Annotated in this window: 18 protein-coding genes; 15 read left to right on the forward strand and 3 right to left on the reverse strand. The window is 75.5% G+C overall.

Annotation, left to right across the window (positions count from 1 at the left end; translation table 11 throughout):
• Positions 1–179: 179 nt before the first annotated feature.
• Positions 180–1187: an ATP-binding protein gene (locus ACYP53_RS10095; RefSeq protein WP_459647203.1), complete on the reverse strand. Its 1008-nt coding sequence runs from the start codon at positions 1185–1187 to the stop codon at positions 180–182.
• A gap of 220 nt (positions 1188–1407) precedes the next feature.
• Between ACYP53_RS10095 and ACYP53_RS10100 the strand changes: the two genes are divergently transcribed.
• Positions 1408–2298, forward strand: coding sequence for a Fic family protein (locus ACYP53_RS10100; RefSeq protein ID WP_459647204.1), 891 nt, complete (start codon positions 1408–1410; stop codon positions 2296–2298).
• A gap of 416 nt (positions 2299–2714) precedes the next feature.
• Here the strand turns inward: ACYP53_RS10100 and ACYP53_RS10105 are convergent, their stop codons facing one another.
• Positions 2715–3512: an HAD family hydrolase gene (locus ACYP53_RS10105; protein WP_189913514.1), complete on the reverse strand. Its 798-nt coding sequence runs from the start codon at positions 3510–3512 to the stop codon at positions 2715–2717.
• 838 nt (positions 3513–4350) lie between these two features.
• Here ACYP53_RS10105 and ssd point away from each other — a divergent pair.
• The 8 genes from ssd to ACYP53_RS10145 all read left to right on the forward strand — a co-directional run bounded on the left by ssd (position 4351) and on the right by ACYP53_RS10145 (position 10214).
• A complete protein-coding gene (gene ssd / locus ACYP53_RS10110; RefSeq protein ID WP_189913016.1) occupies positions 4351–5475 on the forward strand; it encodes a septum site-determining protein Ssd in 1125 nt (374 codons plus the stop codon).
• Positions 5476–5642: 167 nt separating this feature from the next.
• A complete protein-coding gene (locus tag ACYP53_RS10115) occupies positions 5643–6833 on the forward strand; it encodes a TadA family conjugal transfer-associated ATPase (protein ID WP_459647964.1) in 1191 nt (396 codons plus the stop codon).
• A complete protein-coding gene (locus ACYP53_RS10120; RefSeq protein WP_459647205.1) occupies positions 6830–6961 on the forward strand; it encodes a hypothetical protein in 132 nt (43 codons plus the stop codon). Before ACYP53_RS10115 ends, ACYP53_RS10120 begins: the two co-directional genes overlap by 4 nt.
• Before the next feature lie 25 nt (positions 6962–6986).
• A complete protein-coding gene (locus tag ACYP53_RS10125) occupies positions 6987–8039 on the forward strand; it encodes a type II secretion system F family protein (RefSeq protein ID WP_459647206.1) in 1053 nt (350 codons plus the stop codon).
• Positions 8039–8812 (forward strand): type II secretion system F family protein, encoded by a 774-nt coding sequence (locus tag ACYP53_RS10130; RefSeq protein ID WP_459647207.1) that lies wholly within the window; start codon positions 8039–8041, stop codon positions 8810–8812. Before ACYP53_RS10125 ends, ACYP53_RS10130 begins: the two co-directional genes overlap by 1 nt.
• Positions 8813–8897: 85 nt before the next feature.
• Entirely contained in the window at positions 8898–9170 is a 273-nt protein-coding gene (locus ACYP53_RS10135) for a DUF4244 domain-containing protein (RefSeq protein WP_189913012.1), read from the forward strand.
• Entirely contained in the window at positions 9160–9708 is a 549-nt protein-coding gene (locus ACYP53_RS10140; protein ID WP_459647208.1) for a TadE family type IV pilus minor pilin, read from the forward strand. The genes ACYP53_RS10135 and ACYP53_RS10140 overlap by 11 nt, the downstream gene beginning before the upstream one ends.
• Positions 9678–10214: an Rv3654c family TadE-like protein gene (locus ACYP53_RS10145; RefSeq protein ID WP_459647209.1), complete on the forward strand. Its 537-nt coding sequence runs from the start codon at positions 9678–9680 to the stop codon at positions 10212–10214. The genes ACYP53_RS10140 and ACYP53_RS10145 overlap by 31 nt, the downstream gene beginning before the upstream one ends.
• Here ACYP53_RS10145 and ACYP53_RS10150 read toward each other — a convergent pair.
• Positions 10209–12677: a DEAD/DEAH box helicase gene (locus ACYP53_RS10150; RefSeq protein ID WP_459647210.1), complete on the reverse strand. Its 2469-nt coding sequence runs from the start codon at positions 12675–12677 to the stop codon at positions 10209–10211. The genes ACYP53_RS10145 and ACYP53_RS10150 overlap by 6 nt on opposite strands.
• A 222-nt stretch (positions 12678–12899) precedes the next feature.
• Here ACYP53_RS10150 and bldG point away from each other — a divergent pair, with 222 nt between their 5' ends.
• The 6 genes from bldG (at position 12900) to ACYP53_RS10180 (ending at position 17907) form a co-directional block, all read left to right on the forward strand.
• A complete protein-coding gene (gene bldG, locus ACYP53_RS10155; protein WP_049659132.1) occupies positions 12900–13241 on the forward strand; it encodes an anti-sigma factor antagonist BldG in 342 nt (113 codons plus the stop codon).
• A 159-nt stretch (positions 13242–13400) separates the two neighbouring features.
• Positions 13401–13820 carry an ATP-binding protein gene (locus ACYP53_RS10160; protein ID WP_189913009.1) on the forward strand — a complete coding sequence of 140 codons (420 nt, stop codon included), beginning with the start codon at positions 13401–13403 and terminating at the stop codon, positions 13818–13820.
• A gap of 210 nt (positions 13821–14030) precedes the next feature.
• Positions 14031–14399 carry a cyclophilin-like fold protein gene (locus tag ACYP53_RS10165; RefSeq protein WP_459647211.1) on the forward strand — a complete coding sequence of 123 codons (369 nt, stop codon included), beginning with the start codon at positions 14031–14033 and terminating at the stop codon, positions 14397–14399.
• 133 nt (positions 14400–14532) lie between these two features.
• Entirely contained in the window at positions 14533–15306 is a 774-nt protein-coding gene (locus ACYP53_RS10170) for a small secreted protein (RefSeq protein WP_189913007.1), read from the forward strand.
• Positions 15307–15687: 381 nt separating this feature from the next.
• Entirely contained in the window at positions 15688–17220 is a 1533-nt protein-coding gene (locus ACYP53_RS10175; protein ID WP_189913006.1) for a DUF7059 domain-containing protein, read from the forward strand.
• A gap of 210 nt (positions 17221–17430) precedes the next feature.
• Complete coding sequence (locus tag ACYP53_RS10180) at positions 17431–17907, forward strand: DUF3592 domain-containing protein (protein ID WP_459647212.1); 477 nt, start codon at positions 17431–17433, stop codon at positions 17905–17907.
• Positions 17908–18284: the final 377 nt, after the last annotated feature.

Here is an 18284-nt window from a genome sequence, read left to right on the forward strand (position 1 = left end):
ATGAAAGCTTTGCACAGCGTTGTTACGGGAGGGAAGCGGAAAACCCCCTGATTCACCCCAATGGGTGGTGTTCGAACCGAAGCGGACCTGCTGCCGGCGGCGCCGGACACGGCGAACGGGCCGCGGCCTCCCCGGGGTGACGGGAGGCCGCGGCCCGTTCGGGCGCGGTGGCGGGCGGGTCAGGCGTGGGCGCCCGCCGGGGCCGGCCGCTCGCCGCCGTCGGCGAGCTCGCCCAGGACGAAGCCCTCGTCCACCTGGGTGGCCAGGTCGATGCCGACCTTGGCGTTCGCCCAACTCTCCGCGTTGCGGCGGTGGAAGAGCACGGCCTGCTCGGTGTAGCGGTGCGCGTCGCGCCGCCCGTAGGCCGCGTCGGCCTCGGCCCGCAGCTGTTCCAGCACGGCCCGGTTTGCCGGCTCCAGGGCCTTCAGCGGCGGTTCGGCGCCCTGCTCCAGGCGGCGCACCCAGTCCGAGTGTCCGAAGGTGGTGAGCAGGTCGTCGCCGACCTCGCGGCGCAGGAACGCCAGGTCGTCCGGCCCCTGCACCTTGTTGCCGACCACCCGCAGCTGCACGCCGAAGTCGCGGGCGTAGTCCCGGTACTGGCGGTAGACGGAGACGCCCTTGCGGGTCGGCTCGGCCACCAGGAAGGTCAGGTCGAAGCGGGTGAACAGGCCGGAGGCGAAGGAGTCCGAGCCGGCCGTCATGTCGGTGACCAGGTACTCGTCGCGGCCGTCCAGCAGGTGGTTGAGCAGCAGCTCGACCGCGCCGACCTTGGAGTGGTAGCAGGCCACCCCGAGGTCCTCCTCGGTGAACGCGCCGGTCGCCAGCAGCCGGACCGAGCCCTCGTCCAGTGCGATCGGACGGGCACAGGAGGCGTAGACCGGGTTCTCCTCGACGATCCGCAGCAGCCGGGAGCCGCGGCCGGGCGGCGTGGTCTTGATCATCTCCTCGGCCGAGCGGATCAGCGGGTTGCCGCCGCGCAGGTACTCCTTGATCTCCGGCAGGTGCGCGCCGAGCGAGGGCAGGTCGGCCGCCTGGGAGTCCGTCAGGCCGAGGGCCGGGCCCAGGTGTTGGTTGATGTCGGCGTCCACGGCGATGACCGGCCAGCCGGTGGCGGCCAGGTGGCGGATGAACAGTGCGGACAGCGTGGTCTTCCCGCTGCCGCCCTTGCCGACGAAGGCGATCTTCATCTGGGGACTCCGGCTCTCGCTCGGGCCCCTCGCTCCGGGGCCGCCTGCCCAGGGGCCGCGCGGTGGGGGCGCCCCTAGTTGGAAATAGTTATCGTCTCCGATAGTGGCCATGCTAGCCGCGGTTCGGGCCTCGCCGGGGGAGGGAAGTGAGGATTGCCTCTAACGGGTGATGCGGGGTTGCTGTTCCGGGAGAGGCGGCCGGTTCATTACTCTCGGGTAGGTGAGCACTGGAACAGATCCCCTCGCCCCGCTGGCCCAGCTCCCCGGGGTGCCCGACGCGGTGGCCGAGGTGCGCAAGGCCGTCGACCGGCTCTACGGCCACCGGGTGATGCGCCGCCGCGCGGCCGAGGTCACCTCCGAGTCCGCCCTGCGCGGCGCCCGCGCCTCGGCCGCCCTGGCCGGGGCCGACTGGCCGCTGGAGGAGGTCCGCCGCCGCACCGACTTCAGCGCGGACGCCGAGGCCCGCACGGTCGGCGCGGCCCTGCGGATCGCCGCCGAGGCCGGCCAGCTGCTCAGCATCTGGCGGCACTCGCCGCTCCAGGTGCTGGCCCGGCTGCACCTGCTCGCGGTCGGCGACGGCGACCCGGCCGCCGGGCGCCCGCGCCGGGCGGGGGAGGGCGCCGAGGCGCTGTTCCCGCTGGAGCTGGAGCCGGTGGAGAGCGTCCGGGTCGAGGCCGTGGACGGGCCGCTGCCCGAGCTGCCGCCCGCCCCGGGCGCGGAGGAGGTCGCGGCCCGGCTCGACCAGCTCTCCCGGCTGCTGGTGGCGCGCGCGGAGGGGCAGGGCGTGGGCACGCCGGCCCTCGTGGTGGCATCGGTGGTGCACGGCGAACTGCTCGCGCTGCGGCCCTTCGGCGCGTACAACGGGGTGATCGCGCGGGCCGCCCAGCGGATCGTGCTGATCGCCGAGGGCCTCGACCCGAAGGCGATCTGCCCGGCCGAGGTCGGCTTCGCGGAGCTCGGCACCGGCACCTACCGCCGGGCGCTCGCGGGCTACCTGGCGGGCACGCCCGAGGGGATGGGGGCCTGGATCGCGCACTGCGGCGCCGCGCTGCGGCTCGGCGTACGGGAGAGCACGGCGGTCTGCGAGGCGATGCAGCGCGGGATGGCCTGACCGGCGGGGCCTCGCGCGGGGGGCTTCGCGGAGGGACCGTGGACACGAAGATGCGGCGGCACCTGATCCTGCTGGGTGCCGCCGCTGGTGCAGATACCGGGTGACCATGCATGCACCGGAAGTGCCGATCAGACGGGGATCCTGCCCGTTCGTCTGGTCCGGCGGCCCGACAGCGGGTCGGCTGCATGTGGGTGCTCGGCTATCTGTACACGCGGTCCGTGGGGCCTGAACTGCGTTGTCGGTTTGACCTCTTCGGTCCTGACCGGGTCTCGCGGGCCGTGCTTCATTTGTATCGCGTTTCGGGCGAAAGGGGAACCCGAAACGAGAAGTCTGTGCCGATTGCCCCTTTTGTCCAGAACGGGCTCGGCTCGTCCGGAGCAGGCTCGGCTTGTCCGGAGCGGGCTCGGCGCGGGACCTCAGGCGAGCGGCCGCCGCCGGCGGGCCAGGTACCAGATCACCCCTGCGGTCACGAGGGCCGTCCCGACCGCCACCGCCGTCAGCACCGAGCCGCTCGGGGCGGAGAACTCCGGCAGTCGCCGCCGCAGTTCCACCGGCTTGTCGAAGACCAGCACCGGCCACTCCCGGGCCTGCGCCTCCTTCCGCAGCGCGCGGTCGGGGTTGACGGCCGACGGGTGGCCGACCGCCTCCAGCAGCGGCAGGTCGGTCGAGGAGTCGCTGTAGGCGTAGGAGGCGGCCAGGTCGTAGCCCTCGGTCGCGGCCAACTCCCGGATGGCGGCGGCCTTGTTCTCGGCGTAGGCGTAGTACTCGATCTCGCCCGTGTAGCAGCCGTCCTCGACCTTCAGCCGGGTGGCGATCACATGGTCCGCGCCCAGCAGGGCGCCGATCGGCTCGACCACCTCGGAGCCGGAGCTGCTGACGATCACCACGTCCCGGCCGGCCGCGTGGTGCTGCTCGATCAGCGAGGCGGCCTCGTCGTAGATGATCGGGTCGATCAGGTTGTGCAGGGTCTCGGCGACGATCTCGCGGACCTGCTGGACGTTCCAGCCCCGGGTCAGCGCGGAGAGGTACTCGCGCATCTTCTCCATCTGGTCGTGGTCCGCGCCGCCGACCAGGAAGACGAACTGGGCGTACGCACTGCGCAGTACGGCCCGACGGTTGATCAGGCCGCCCTGGTAGAAGGGGCGACTGAAGGCCAGCGCGCTCGATTTGGCGATGATGGTCTTGTCGAGGTCGAAGAAGGCCGCCGTGCGCAGCCCGCCCGACCGGGGGCGGGCGGCCGGGCCGAGCTCTTCGGGCCCGGTGGTGTCGCCCTGGGACTCGTCGGCGCGGTCGTCGGCGTTCTCGGTGGTGTCCACGGGAACCGAGGATAGAGGGAGCCACAAAACACCCCGCCATTCGGCGTACTCGTGGGCGTGCGGGTTTGTGTTTCTGGCCGCTCGGGTACACCATGGAAGTCACGGATCGTTCGCGACCGTGCTAACCCGGTCCGGCTCCTCCCCCCCGAGTCGGGCTGTGGATAGACGACCCCCGCTCTCCCCCCCGGCGGGGGTCGTCGCACGTCCGGGGCCATTTTCAGGGCTTGAAGGCCGCTGCCGCGCAATGGGCGCGTGTCGTCCCGGCGGTCTACGGGGGGTGTCGACACCTCGGTCCATCGACCACCTTTCGTCACTCTGTGTCGCTGTTCGCTCGAAGTCGGCGAGGAGTGAACGGCTGGTTCCGATCGACGGCGCGAGGCCGCTCCGAAGAGGGCCGGAGAAGGCGCCGGAAGACGATCGGGGGGCCGTCGGGAGATCGGCCGATCACGCTACGGCGGGATGCGGGTTCATCTCTGTGACGCCTTTCGTCAATTCTTCGTCGATTAGCCCCCCGCCCGGGTGAACGTTTTCATCCACAGCCCACGAGTTATCCACAGGCAATCGCAACCTGGATGACGGAATCCTGATCTCCCCCCACCGTGATGGTCGGCGGCGGTCGCCGGGCAGGGCCTCATCCCTTCCTCTCCCGAGGTCGGTCCGGCGGCCGTCCGCCGCAACCGTCCGACGTGCGCCGTCGGCCACCGCCGGTGGCCCGCGGCGCGGAGGGGAGACCACCATGTCGACGCCGATCGCCGACCACGTCACCGCCGAGGGCCCCGGGGCCCTCGGGCCGCTCGTCGTCACCGAGGACGAGGGCCTGGCCGAGCACCTGCTGCGGCTCTGCGCGGCGGCGGGCACCGAGCCGCGGCTGGTCCGGGGCGCGCCGCCGACGCGGGAGCTGTGGAGCGAGGCCCCGCTGGTCCTGGTCGGGGACGACCAGGCCGCCCGCTGCTCCGAGTTGGGCCGGCGCGGCGGGGTGCTGCTGCTCGGGCTGGACCTGGACGACCCCGGCGTGTGGGTCAGAGCCGTCCGGCTCGGGGCCGAGCACGTGCTCTTCCTGCCCGACGCCGAGGCCTGGCTGCTCGACCGGATCGCCGACGCGGCCGAGGGCGGCGGGCCCCCGGCGGTCACCGTCGCGGTGCTCGGCGGCCGGGGCGGGGCCGGTGCCTCGACGCTGGCCTGCGCCCTCGCGGTCAGCTCCGCCCGGTCCGGCCGCCGGACCATGCTCATCGACGGCGATCCGCTGGGCGGCGGCCTCGACGTCCTGCTCGGCGGCGAGACGGTCCGCGGGCTGCGCTGGCCCGATCTGGCCGGTTCGCGCGGGCGGGTCAGCGGCGCCGAGCTGGCCCGGGCGCTGCCGGCGCTCAAGGGGCTCTCCGCGCTGGCCTGTCTGTCCTGGGACCGCGGCGACACCCTGACGGTGCCGCCGGAGGCCATGCGCAGCGTGCTGGCCGCCTCGCGGCGGCGCGGCGGGCTGGTGGTGGTCGACGTGCCCCGCCACCTCGACGCGGCCGCCGGGCAGGCGCTGGAACAGTCCGACCTGGCGCTGCTGGTGGTGCCGGCCGAGCTGCGCGCGGTGGCCGCCGCCGACCGGGTCGCGGCGGCGGCCCGGATGCGGCTCGACGACGTCCGGGCCGTGGTGCGGCCGGTACGGGCCGGCGGGCTCCCGGCCCACCGGATCGCCCGCGGGCTGCGGTTGCCGCTCGCGGGGGAGCTGGAGCCGGAGCCGGGCCTGGCCCAGGACGTCGAGAAGGGCGTCCCGCCCGGGAGCCGGGAGAGCGGCCCTTTGGCGCGCTTCAGCGCGACCTTCCTGAACGAAGTGCTGCCGCCGGTGTCGGCGGTCGGAGGAGGTGTGTACTGATGGTCCGTCTGCGCAGAACGATCCCTCGCGGAGGGGTGCCCAACCCGGGCGCCGGTGCGCGGGAGCACCGGCCGCTCCGGAGCGTGCCGCCGCCGGGCGGGTCGCCGGAGGCCGGGCACGGGCCCTGCCCGTACGGCCGGACGGCCCGCGAGCAGCGGGCGGCGGCCCTGGTGGACGCGGTCCGGCTGCGGCTGGCCGAGTCGGGGGCGGATCCGACGGCGGGTTCGGTCGCGGCCGCGCTGCGGGCCACCCGCCCGCCGCTCGGCGGGGACGAGGTCCTGGACACCGTGCGCTCGCTGCGCGCCGAACTGGTGGGTGCGGGCCCGCTGGACCGGCTGCTGGCGGCGCCCGACGTCACGGACGTCCTGGTGAACGGTCCGGAGGAGGTGTGGGTCGACCGTGGCGGCGGCCTGCACCGGGCCACCGGGGTCCGCTTCGCCGATGCCGAGGCGGTGCGGAGGCTGGCCCACCGGCTGGCCACCGCCGCCGGGCGACGGCTGGACGACGCCCGCCCCTGGGTGGACGCCCGGCTGCCGGACGGCACCAGGCTGCACGCCGTGCTGCCGCCGATCGCGGCCGGCTGCACGCACATCTCCCTGCGGGTCTGCCGGCCCCGGCCGTTCACGCTCGACGAGCTGGTGGCGGGCGGGGCGCTGCCGCCGGAGGGCGCCGACCTGCTGGCCGGCATCGTCCGGGCCAGGCTCTCGCTGCTCGTCTCCGGCGGGACGGGCTCGGGCAAGACCACGCTGCTCGCGGCGCTGCTCGGGCTGGCCGGGTCGGCGGAGCGGATCGTGGTCGCCGAGGACTCCGCCGAGCTGCGGCCCGCCCATCCGCACGTGGTGCGGCTGCAGAGCCGCCCGCCCAATCAGGAGGGGCTGGGCGAGTTCACCCTCCGGGACCTCGTCCGGCAGGCGCTGCGGATGCGCCCGGACCGGCTGGTGATCGGCGAGGTGCGCGGGGCCGAGGTGTCGGACCTGCTGGCCGCGCTGAACACCGGGCACGAGGGCGGCTGCGGCACGGTCCACGCCAACACGGCGGCCGACGTGCCGGTCCGGCTGGAGGCCCTGGGCTCGCTCGCCGGGCTCGACCGGCCGGCACTGCACAGCCAACTGAGGGCCGCGCTCGAGGTGGTGGTGCACCTGGTCCGGGATCCGGGCTCGGGCCGCCGCCGGGTGGCGGAGATCCACACGCTGTCCGGGGACGGCGACGGGCTGGCCGTGACCACCCCCGCGGTGGCCTTCCCGGCGAGCGGCGGCGTCGTTCACGGAGCGGGCTGGGAGCGGCTGGTGGGGCTGCTGGCGGCACGTGGCGTGGTGCTCGGCGCGGGGCTCGCGCCCGGTCCCGTGGGGCCGTCGTGACGGCGGTGGCGGCCCTGTCGGCGGGGGCGACGGTGCGGGCCGTGGAGCTCGCCTTCGTGCTGCTGCTCGGCGGCTGCGCCACGGGTGCGCTCGCACTGCTCGGGACGTGGGGCAGGAAGGAGCGGTGACGGAATGGGAATGGAGGTCGACGACATGACGCAGAGTCAGTTCACACTCTGCTGGGCGGTGCTGCTGTGCCTGGTGGCCGTCGCCGGGTGGCGTGCGCTGCAGGAGCAGCTGCCGGGCGGGCGTCGCTCCCGGCTGGTGCTCGCGGGCGGTGGCCCTTCCGTGCGGGGGCCTGCGGTGCGAGGGCTGGGCCCGGAGCGGGCCCGGCCGGTCAGGGGCCGGCTGCGGTCGGCGCTGTCGCCCGAACTGCTGGCCCTGCCGGTGGGGTTGGCCGCCGGGCAGGCCACCGCCTCCCCGGTCCCGGTGTTCGCGGCGGCCCTGGCCGTCCTGCCGCTGCGCCGATGGCGGTTGCGGCGGCGTCTGGCCGCGGAGGCCGGGCGGCGCTCCGCCGCGGTGATCGAGCTCTGCGCCGGGCTGGCCGGGGAGTTGCGCGGCGGGGCGCTGCCGGAGCAGGCGCTGCACCTGGTGACGACGCGGCTCGCCGCCGACCCGGACGGGCTGCGCCGGCTCGGCGAGGAGCCGGTGGCGCGGCTCGCGGCTGGCCGCTACGGCGGGGACGTGCCCGCCGCGTTCCACCTGCTGGCCGAACTGCCGGGCGGGAGCGGGGCCGCGGCCATCGCGGCCTGCTGGCGGGTCGCCGCCGACAGTGGGGCGGGGCTGGCCGCCGCGCTGGACCGGGTCGCGGAGGCGCTGCGCGGAGAGCGGGCACTGGCGGAGGAGATCGCCGGGGAGCTGGCCGGGCCGCGGACGACGATCGTCGTCCTGGCCGCGCTGCCGGGCGCCGGGCTGCTCCTCGGTGCCGCGCTCGGCGCCCGTCCGCTGGCCGTCCTGCTGCACACGCCCGCCGGGCTGGGTTGCCTCGCGGCGGGGGTGGCCCTGGAAGGCCTGGGGGTGTTCTGGACGGCGCGCATCGTCCGGTCGGCGGCCCGGGGTGCCCTGGAGGCCCCTCGACGGCGTGGCGAGCCCCGTCGAGCGCCCGGCGGCACCCCGTCCGCTCTCCGGGCGGGCGGAGGGAGCCGCGGGCCGTCGCGGGTGCGAGCGCGGGGCCGGGCCCTCGGCGCCGGAGCGGGGGCCGGGTGATGCGGAGCGTCGTGTGGGCGGTGGTCGGCCTCCCGGCCTTGGCGGTCGCCGCGCTGCGGCTACGGGTGGTGCTCCGCGGCCGGGCGAGGCGCCGGTGGGCCGTCGCCGGGGCCCGGGCGGACGGCCGACGGCGGGCGGGGCGGGCGGGCCCCGGCAGCGGGCATCGGCGGCAGCTGGCCACGGCGGTCGTCGCCGGGCTCGCGGTGGCCCTGCTGCTCGGCGGCGGTACCGGGCTGGTCGTCGGGGCGCTGGCGGCGGTGGGCGTCCACCGCTGGTCGGCCGAGGCCCGATCGCCGGCGGATCGCCGGGCGGCCTGGGCGGAGGAGCTGCTGACCAGGCAACTCCCCCTGAGCGCCGAGCTGTTGGCGGCCTGCCTCGGCGCGGCGGCGCTGCCTTCTGAGGCGGTGGTCGCGGTCGGCCGGAGCGTGGACGCGCCGATGGGCCCCCGGCTGGCGGCGCTCGGGGCCGAACTGGCCCTCGGTGCACCGCCGGAGCTGTGCTGGAGCCGACTGGGCGAGCGGCACCCGGCACTGGCACCGCTGGCGCGCTGCATGGCGCGCGCGAGCCTCGGCGGGGCCCCGGTCGCCGGGCCGCTGACCGAGCTGGCCCAGGGGCAGCGGACGGCGGCCGCCCGCGCGGCCCACGTCAGGGTCCGCCGGGCCGCGGTGCTCGCCACCGCGCCGCTGGGCCTCTGCTTCCTCCCGGCCTTCGTCCTGATCGGCGTGGTGCCGGTGGTCATCGGGCTCACCAGCGGCTTCGCCCGGGCGATGTGACCGGGAGGCGGACAGGCGGACATCGAGCGACACATCGAGAGACACATCGAGCGACAAGCAGACATCGAGAGGCAGGGAGAGAACCATGACCGCAGTGATCGCGATCAGGCCCGACCACGGACGCCCGCTCCGGCGGCTGCTCGGGGCCTGGCGGCGGAGGAGCCGTTGGGCGGCCCGCCGGGTGCGCGGGGCGGCCCGTCACCGGGGCCGGTCGGATGCCGGGATGACGACGGCCGAGTACGCGGTCGGGACCTTGGGCGCGTGCGCCCTCGCCGGCGCGCTGTACAAGGTGGTGACCAGCGAGGCCATCACCGGCGCGCTGACCGACATGCTCCAACGAGCGCTCCATGCGACGTAGCGCCCGTCCTCGAACCCCCGCCTGCGGGGCGCGGTTCCCCCGGACCGTCCGGCGGGCGGACGGCAGGGGTCCGGGGACGGGCCCCTGCCGGGCGCGGGTCCGGCACCCCTGGCCCTGGCGGCCCTGGTGGTCGGGGCGGCGCGGTGACGGCGGCTTCGTCACGGCGGAGACGGCCGTGGTCCTGCCGGCGCTCGTCCTGCTCGCGGCGGTACTGATCTGGGGCGTGCTCGCGGCGGCGGCGCAGATCCGCTGCGTGGACGCCGCCCGGGTCGGCGCCAGGGCGGCCGCGCGTGGGGAGGCGGACGCCGTCGACCTCGCCCGTGCCGCGGCCCCGCCAGGCGCTCGGGTCCGGGTGGCCCTGGCGGCCGACACGGTGCGGGTGGACGTGGACGCACCGTGTGCGGCGCCGGGCAGGCTCGGCGGCCTCGTCGCGGTACGGGTCGGCGCGGCGGCCGTGGCGGCTCGGGAGGACGTTCTGGCGGGCGTCGCGGAAGGAGGTGGGGGTCCATGGCCGGTCGAGGCGTCCGGGCGGTCCTGATCACCCCGTCCGGCCGGGCAGGGCCGTGGGCGGCCGTGCGGCGGGTGGCCCGGGTCCGTACGGGACGGGCGGCCGCGCTGGGCGGACGGGGGTCGGACGCCGGCTCGGCGACGGTCTGGCTGCTCGCCCTGGCGATGCTGGGCACCGCGGTGTTCGCCGCGACGCTCGCGGTCGGTTCGGTGGTCGCCGCCCGTCACCGGGCCGAGTCGGCCGCCGACCTCGCGGCCCTCGCGGCGGCCGACCGGCTGCTGCTGGACCCGGACGGCGGTTGCGCCCGGGCTGCGGGGATCGCCGCGGCACAGGGCGCCGGCCTGGTGTCCTGCACGGTGGACCGGTCGGCGGACGAGGTCGAGGTGGTGGCCGAGGTCGGCGTCAGCGGGCTCCCGCTGCGGCTGCCGGTCGGCCCGGCCCGGGCGAGGTCCCGGGCCGGGCCGGTACGGGCCCCGGTCACCGCTGCCGAGGACGGCCTCGGCGGCATCCCGGGCGGCGGGGCGGCGGCCTCATGACCCGGCCGACGCCTCACCGTCGGGGCCCGCCACACCGCCCGGGCTCGCCCCGGTCTCCGCCACCCCGGTCTCCTCGGGACCGGCCGCGGCGTCGGCGCCGGCCTCAAGATCGGCGTCGGCCCCGGCCTCAGGCCCGGCCGCGCCGCCGCCCCCCGGCGCTCCGGCAAGCAGGACGTCCAGGAGCCGGACGGCAGCCGCCTTGTCCAGCGGGTCGTTCCCGTTGCCGCACTTGGGCGACTGGACGCAGGACGGGCAGCCGCGCTCGCACTCGCAGGAGGCGATCGCCGCGCGGGTGGCCGTCAGCCACTCGACCGCCCGGCGGAAGCCGCGTTCGGCGAAGCCGGCCCCGCCCGGGTGGCCGTCGTAGACGAACACGGTCGGCAGCCCGGTGTCCGGGTGCAGCGGGACGGAGACGCCGCCGATGTCCCACCGGTCGCAGGTGGCGAACAGCGGCAGCAGGCCGATCGAGGCGTGCTCGGCGGCGTGGGCGGCGCCGGGCAGCTGGTCGGGCGGGATGTCCGCGTCGAGCAGCTGGTCCTCGGTGACGGTCCACCAGACCGCTCGGGTGCGCAGGGTGCGGGGCGGCAGGTCGAGCTTGGTCTCGCCCATGATCTCCCCGGTGGAGATCCGCTTCCGGAGGTAGCCGACCACCTGGTTGACCACCTCCACCGAGCCGAAGCAGAGCCGGCCCTCGCCCCAGTCGACGGTGGTGTCGGTGCCCAGGACGGAGACGGAGGTGATGTCACGGGCGGCCGTGGTGTAGGGCGGCTCGGCCGGTTCGACCAGGGCGACCGCGTTCTCCAGGTCGAAGTCCCGGACCAGGTAGGTGCGGCCCTGGTGGAGGTGGACGGCACCGGTGTGGACGGTGGTGTGCGCGGCCGCGGCGTCCACCGTCCCGAGCAGCCGGCCGGTGTCGGCCTCGACGATCTGGACCGGGTTGCCGCCGCTGCCGCGCAGGTCCACGGCGTCGGCCGCGCGCTCGCGGCGGGTCCAGTACCAGGCGTCGCCGCGCCGGCGCAGCAGGCCGCGTCGCTCCAGGACCGGCAGCAGCGGTGCGGTGGAGGGTCCGAACAGCTCCAGGTCGGCGTCGGTGAGCGGCAGTTCGGCGGCGGCCGCGCACAGGTGAGGGGCGAGCACGTGGGGGTTGTCGGGGTCGAGCACGGTGGCCTCGACGGGCGCCGCGAACAGCGCCTCCGGGTGGTGCACCAGGTAGGTGTCCAGCGGGTCGTCCCGGGCGATCAGGACGGCCAGCGCGCCCTGGGCCTCGCGGCCGGCCCGGCCCGCCTGCTGCCAGAGCGAGGCCCGGGTGCCCGGATAACCGGCCATCAGGACGGCGTCGAGGCCCGAGACGTCGATGCCGAGTTCGAGGGCGGAGGTGGAGGCGAGGCCGAGCAGCCGGCCGCTGTGCAGGGCGCGTTCCAGGGCCCGGCGCTCGTCGGCCAGGTAGCCGCCGCGGTAGGCGGCCACCCGCTCGGCGAGCGGCCGGCCGAGCTGGTCCTGGGTCTGGAGGGCGACGAGTTCGGCCGCACGGCGGGAGCGGACGAAGACGACGGTCCGGACCTCCCGCTCGACCAGGTCGGTGAGCAGGTGCGCCGCCTCGGCGGTGGCGGTGCGGCGGACGGGCGCGCCGTGCTCGCCGACGTTCTCGGTCAGCGGCGGTTCCCAGAGGCCGAAGACCATCGGCCCGCGGGGCGAGGCGTCCTCGGTGACGGCCACCGAGGGCAGGCCGGTCAGTCGCTCGGCGGTCGCGGCCGGGTCGGCGGTGGTGGCGGAGGCGAGCAGGAAGGCGGGTGAGGAGCCGTACCGGGCGCAGATCCGGCGCAGCCGGCGCAGTACCTGGGCGACGTGCGAGCCGAACACGCCCCGGTAGCTGTGGCACTCGTCGACGACCACGTAGCGCAGCGCCTTGAGGAAGGAGGACCAGCGGGCGTGGCCGGGCAGGATGCCCCGGTGCAGCATGTCCGGGTTGGTGAGCACGTAGGAGGCGTACTGGCGGACCCACTCGCGCTCCTCGGGCGGGGTGTCGCCGTCGTACAGGGCGGCGCGGACCCTCGGCGGGGCGAGTTCGGCGGCCCGGCGGCGCTGGTCGGCCGCGAGGGCCTTGGTCGGGGCCAGGTAGAGCGCGGTGGCGCCGCGGCCGTTGCGGGCCTCCGTGCCGTCCAGCAGGTCGCTGAGCACCGGCGCCAGGTAGCCCAGCGACTTGCCCGAGGCGGTGCCTGTGGCGATCACCACAGTCTGACCGCTTTTCGCCAGGTTCATCGCTTCTGCCTGGTGCGCCCAGGGCTGTTCCACCCCGACCGCGAGCGCCGCGGCCACGATCTCCGGACGGATCGACTCCGGCCACGGTGAATAACGTGCAGGTCGGGCGGGAAGGTGCTCCGTATGGGTGAGCCGGTCGGACCGCCCCCGGCCGTCGGTCAGGGTCGCGAGCAGTGCCTCGGGCGGGCTGTGTCGGGGCGGCATGAGGACCCAGTGTGTCACCGGCGTGACGGAGAATCGTCGTAAGCCATCGTGCGGGCATGGTCACAGGTGGTTGAATGTGGCCGTGACGGCCGTACGGCCGTGGGTCGCAGCGCTGAGGCTTGCCACGCGTTGGCTGGGCGCGCCCGGGCTCGCGACCATGCGGTGGCGGCCGTCCGGCCGAGGATCGCACATGACGTAGCAAGGCAAGGTGCTGGAGGTTCCGTGGACCTGTCCCTGTCGACCCGTTCAGTCGGCGATCGCACGGTCGTCGAGGTTGGCGGCGAGATCGATGTGTACACCGCCCCGAAGCTGCGGGAGCAGCTGGTCGAGCTCGTCAACGACGGCAAGTACCACCTCGTCGTGGACATGGAAGGCGTCGACTTCCTCGACTCGACCGGCCTGGGTGTGCTGGTGGGCGGTCTGAAGCGGGTGCGCGCCCACGAGGGCTCGCTGCGCCTCGTCTGCAACCAGGAGCGCATCCTGAAGATCTTCCGCATCACCGGCCTGACCAAGGTCTTCCCGATCCACACCTCGGTGGACGACGCGGTCAACGCGACCGACTGACGCGGCCGGGCCGGCCCTCGTGGCCGGCCCCGCCCGTTCTTCGCGTCCGGGTGCCCGGGCCCGTGTGGGCCCGGTGCTTCCCGGTCGCCTCTGGGCCGGTTCCGCCGGCCCGTAGGGGCCGTACGTCCGGCCCCGGTCGGAGCACCCCGAGGGGGAGAGATGGCAACCGTCGAACTTCGATTCAGTGCGCTTCCCGAGCACGTGCGGACGGCCCGGTTGGTCGCCGCGGCCGTCGCGAGACGGGCCGGGGTCGACGAGTCGGTGCTCGACGAGGTACGGCTCGCGGTCGGTGAGGCGTGTTCCCGCGCGGTCGGCCTGCACCAGCGGGGCGGCATCGGCGGCACGGTCCGGGTCGCGTTGACCGACCAGGAGAAGCGTTTCCTCATCGAGGTCGAGGACGAGGCCGGCCCCGCCGCCGTCCCGGCCTCCGGCGCCGCCGAGAGCGGCGAGCCCGACGAGGACACCCTCGGCCTCGCCGTGATCACCGGTCTGGTCGAGGACCTAGAGGTCACCAACGGCACGGACGGTGGCCTGATCCGGATGAGCTGGCCGGTTTCGGTCCCCTCCGTCGCGGTCTGAGTCAGGGTCTGAGCCGCGCCCCGGGTCTGAGTCGCGGGCCCATCTGGATCGCGACGCCCGGTCCGCGCCGCGGCCGAGGCTGCCCTGCCGCGCGCTCGGACCGTCCGGTGCACGGTCATGCATTGACAAACTGTTGAGGATGGCGGTTCGCTGCTTCCGGCACGACCGGGTCCGATCGCTGATCGGACCTCGTCGCGGAAGAGGAAGTCCATGCGGATCCGCATCCTGTGGCCGGCCGGTCAGGTCACCGCCACGCTCACGGCCACACCCACCGCCGAGGCGCTCTGGGCCGAGCTGCCGATCGCTTCGTCGGCGAGCACCTGGGGCGAGGAGGTCTACTTCGGCACGCCCGTCAGCGTGCCGCGCGAGGACGACGCCCGTCAGGTCGTGGAGCCCGGCACGGTCGCCTTCTGGACCGACGGCGACAGCCTCGCGCTGCCGTACGGACCGACGCCGATCTCGCGTGACGGCGAGTGCAGGCTGGCCTCGCCCTGCAACGTCTTGGGCGTGCTGGACGGGGACGCGGTGGTGCTGCGCACCGTCCGGCCGGGCGATCCGATCCGGGTCGAGCGGGCCTGAGCCGCGACCGGGGCGGGTGCGGACGGCGGACCGGGGGCGGGAGCGTCGGAGGCGGGAACCGGGAACCGGGGCGCCGATACCGGCCGTGTAGGTTCGACGACCGATGACGACCGAAACCGAAAGGCTCCTCCCGGTGAACAAGCGACTGCTGGCCGTACCCGCCCTCGGTGTGCTGCTGGCGTTCGGCGCCGTCGGCTGCGGCGGCGACGACAACAGCAAGCAGCTGGAATCCTGGGCCTCGAGCGTCTGCGGCGCCGCCAAGGACCCGATCGCCCAGGCCCAGACCGCGCTCGCCGACACCGGCCAGGTGAAGACCGGCGAGGCCCCGGCCGACCTGCAGAAGCGGCTCTCCACCGACATCGGACGGCTGGCCAAGACCAACCAGGACATCGCGGCCGCCGTCGACGGGGCCGGAGCGCCCAAGGTGAAGGACGGCGCGACGCTGCAGAAGGACACCGTCGACGAGCTGAAGAAGGCGGCCGACGGCTACCTGGAGGTCCAGAAGAAGCTGGACGCGCTGCCCAACAACGACCAGGCGAAGTTCGCCGACGGGCTGCGCAGCGTCGCCGACCAGGTGCAGCAGCTGGCCTCGCTCTCCACCCAGGCGCAGAGCAAGCTGCAGCGTGGCGAACTCGGCGCCGCGATGGCCAAGCAGGAGGGCTGCAAGCCGTCGGCGACCACCGCCCCGAGCGGGGGCGCGAGCGGCACTCCGGCACCCGCCGGCGCGAGCGGTGCCCCGGCCCCGGGTGCGAGTGGCACTCCGGCAGCCGGTGCCACCACTCCGGCCGCCCCCGGCTCGGCCCCCGCGCCCGGCGCGACCGACAGCGCGAGCCCCGCCGCCGGCGCCACCACCCCGGCCGCCCCGGCCGGCACTCCGGCCACCACCCCGGCTCCCACCGCGAGCTGACCGGGCGGGACGCGGAACGGAGCCCCCGCACGGCGCGGGGGCGGAGTACAGGAGCAGCCGGTGTCGCCCGCAGCGGCGGCACCGGCTGCCGTGCGTCGGTTTCCAGCCGTCCAGCCGTCCAGCCGTCCAGCCGTCCAGCCGTCCAGCCGTCCGCCGTCCGCCGTCCGCCGTCTGCCGGCGCGGTCGGGTCGTCGGTCAGGTCGTCGGTCAGGTCGCCGGGCGTGCGACCGGGCGTGCGGAGGCCTGGTGGGGGCGCGCGGGCCGGAACGGGCTCCCGCCGGGAGCCGCCCGGTCGGCGAACCCGGCCGGTGACCGCGGTGAGGCGCGGGGCCGCCCGGCCCGGAGGCGGGCGGCGGGGGTGCGGCGGGGGACAATGGCGGGGTGATCAGTAGCCCCGTTCTCGACCCGACCCGCCTCGCCAAGCTGCGCGAGGCGCTGTTCGCCGCCTCGTTCACCGCTGACGGGTGCCTGGACCTGCTCGGGCCCTCCGGCTATTCGGCGCTGGCCCGCAGCGAGGCGGTGCCGGCCCTGCGCGCGACCCGCGGCGGCAGCCCGCTGGAGACGCTCGTGCGGCTGTTCCTGCTGCAGCAGCCGGTGCCGTACCAGGCGGCCGCGGCCGCACTGCCGGTGGAGGACTGCCTGGCGGACGGCTGGCTGCGCCCCGACGGGGACCTGGTGCGCGCCACGGTCGACGTCCGGCCGTACGCCAACGAGGTGGCCGGGATGCCCAGTTCGGACGCCTGGGTGGTCTCCGACCTGGGCTGTGCGGTGGGCGGCGCGGGCGGCATCGGCTCCGGCGAGACGGCGCAGGGGGTGAGCCGCAAGGACCTGGTACTGGGCGTCGGCGGCGCCTCCACCACGCTGGCCAACATCACCGTGCGCCGCCCGGTCCGGGCCGCGCTGGACCTCGGCGCGGGCTCCGGCGTGCAGGCGCTGCACGCGGCCCGGCACGCCGGCACCGTCACCGCCACCGACCTCAACCCGCGCGCGCTGCGCTTCACCGAGCTGACCCTGGCGCTGTCCGGTTTCGACCGGACCGAGGTGCTCTCCGGCAGCCTCTTCGAGCCGGTCGGGGAGCGGAAGTTCGACCTGATCGTCTCCAACCCGCCGTTCGTGATCTCGCCGGCCGGCCGGTTCACCTACCGCGACGGCGGCATGGCCGGTGACGACCTGTGCCGCAGCCTGGTCCGCTCGGCCGCCGACCACCTGGAGCCCGGCGGCTACTGCCAGTTGCTCGCCAACTGGCAGCACGTCAAGGGCGAGGACTGGCACGAGCGGCTGGCCGGCTGGGTCGCGGGCACCGGCCTGGACGCCTGGGTCGTCCAGCGCGAGGTCCAGGACGTGGCCCAGTACGCCGAGTTGTGGCTGCGCGACGGCGGCGACCACCGCGGCCCCGGCGGCGACTACCAGGCCCGTTACGGCGAGTGGCTGGACGCCTTCGAGGCGGGCCGGGTCGAGGGCATCGGCATGGGGTGGATCACCCTGCGGGCGAGCGGCGCCGCGCGTCCGACCGTCCGGGTCGAGGAGTGGCCGCACCCGGTGGAGCAGCCGCTCGGCCCGCACATCGAGGCCTGGTTCGGCCGGCAGGACTTCCTCCGCTCGCACGACGACGCTGGCCTGCTCGCGGCCCGGTACGTGCTGGCCGACGAGGTGGTCCAGGAGCAGGTGGGCGCGCCCGGCGCGGAGGACCCGGAGCACGTGATCCTTCGTCACAACCGCGGCATGCGGCGGGCCACCAAGGTGGACACGGTGGGCGCCGGCTTCGTCGGCGTCTGCGACGGGACGCTGTCGGCGGGCGAGATCGTGGACGCCATCGCGCAGCTGCTCGGCGAGGACCGGGTGGTTCTGCGGGACCGGGTGCCGGAGTCGTTGCGGCTGCTGACCGAGCAGGGGTTCATCGACCCGGTCCGCTGACGCGCGGGTCCCCGAACCCTGCCGGACCGCCCCGCGCCGACTGCCGTTCCGGCCGCCGTGCCGTGCCGTGCCGGTGCCGTACCGGTGCCGGTTCACCCGCCCGTATCCCCTGGTTCGTCCGGTGGCTGCCGAACGGCTGCCCCCCGTTGGCCCTCCGCTGTGAGGCTCTGTCCACAGGCTGTGGACAGAGCTGGGGAGCCGGGGGCAGGGGTGGACACGACGACCGCGACGGTCGGCGGGCTGGTGCTCGCCCTCTTCGGTGGCGTGCTGCTGCTCTGGTGCGCCGCCGAAGTGCGCCTTCGCCTCCGGGTGCGCCGTCGGGGGATGCCGGCGGTGGCCACCGTGCTCGCCGAGGAGAACGGGCACGGTCAGCTGGACAGCGCGCCGCTGCTCTCCTTCTCGGTGCCGCCCTCGGTCGGAGGACCCGGCGGACCCGGTGGCCCGGGTGGGTGCGGGATCGCCGGGCTGGTGCTGGCCCGTCCGCGCGGCCACACCCCGCTGCGCCGTCCGGACCGCTTCGCCCCCGGGGCGTCCGTACGGATCTGCTACGACCCGCGGGACCCCGGCCGGGTGGTGCTGGCGCCCGGCGAGATCAGCCGGGTGGCCGTCGCCGACCTGCTGTGGAGCGCCCTCGGGGTGGCCTGTCTGGCGGCGGGCGCCGGGCTCCTGGCCGCAGTCGGCGGCTGAGCGGTCCGCCCGTCGGGCAGCCCGTCCCGGGCCGGGCCGTGCTCCGGCCGTGGTCGGGCCGTGGTCCGACTGGGAACCGAACGGGATCCGGCTGGGTTCGGGTCGCGATTCGGCGGGATCCCGTCCGTCCGGCGATTTTCCGTTGACAGATCTTGAAATCCGTCATTCCATCCTCCGGAACCTGCCGAAGGCCGCTCAAGGCCCCCCTCCACGGGGCGCGAACCTCCGTCATCGGGTTACCGTTCGAGTGGCGTCGGTGAGCCCGGCAAGTGAAAAAGCGGGATCCTTCCGTTTGACAAGGGTGGCCGGGGTACGGTCACACTCCGCTGGTGGGGTGTCGTGCAGCGGCGACCCCGGGACGGTGGAGGGGTCGGGCG

This window comes from Kitasatospora sp. Ki12, from assembly GCF_054601375.1.

What these genes read in the sequence shown, in the direction of transcription:
- ACYP53_RS10095 (WP_459647203.1), bottom strand. Translation starts at nt 1,187, where the DNA reads ATGAAGATCGCCTTCGTCGGCAAGGGCGGCAGCGGGAAGACCACGCTG.
- ssd (WP_189913016.1), top strand. Translation starts at nt 4,351, where the DNA reads ATGTCGACGCCGATCGCCGACCACGTCACCGCCGAGGGCCCCGGGGCC.
- ACYP53_RS10125 (WP_459647206.1), top strand. Translation starts at nt 6,987, where the DNA reads ATGACGCAGAGTCAGTTCACACTCTGCTGGGCGGTGCTGCTGTGCCTG.
- ACYP53_RS10130 (WP_459647207.1), top strand. Translation starts at nt 8,039, where the DNA reads ATGCGGAGCGTCGTGTGGGCGGTGGTCGGCCTCCCGGCCTTGGCGGTC.
- ACYP53_RS10135 (WP_189913012.1), top strand. Translation starts at nt 8,898, where the DNA reads ATGACCGCAGTGATCGCGATCAGGCCCGACCACGGACGCCCGCTCCGG.
- ACYP53_RS10140 (WP_459647208.1), top strand. Translation starts at nt 9,160, where the DNA reads ATGCGACGTAGCGCCCGTCCTCGAACCCCCGCCTGCGGGGCGCGGTTC.
- ACYP53_RS10145 (WP_459647209.1), top strand. Translation starts at nt 9,678, where the DNA reads ATGGCCGGTCGAGGCGTCCGGGCGGTCCTGATCACCCCGTCCGGCCGG.
- ACYP53_RS10150 (WP_459647210.1), bottom strand. Translation starts at nt 12,677, where the DNA reads ATGCCGCCCCGACACAGCCCGCCCGAGGCACTGCTCGCGACCCTGACC.
- ACYP53_RS10160 (WP_189913009.1), top strand. Translation starts at nt 13,401, where the DNA reads ATGGCAACCGTCGAACTTCGATTCAGTGCGCTTCCCGAGCACGTGCGG.
- ACYP53_RS10165 (WP_459647211.1), top strand. Translation starts at nt 14,031, where the DNA reads ATGCGGATCCGCATCCTGTGGCCGGCCGGTCAGGTCACCGCCACGCTC.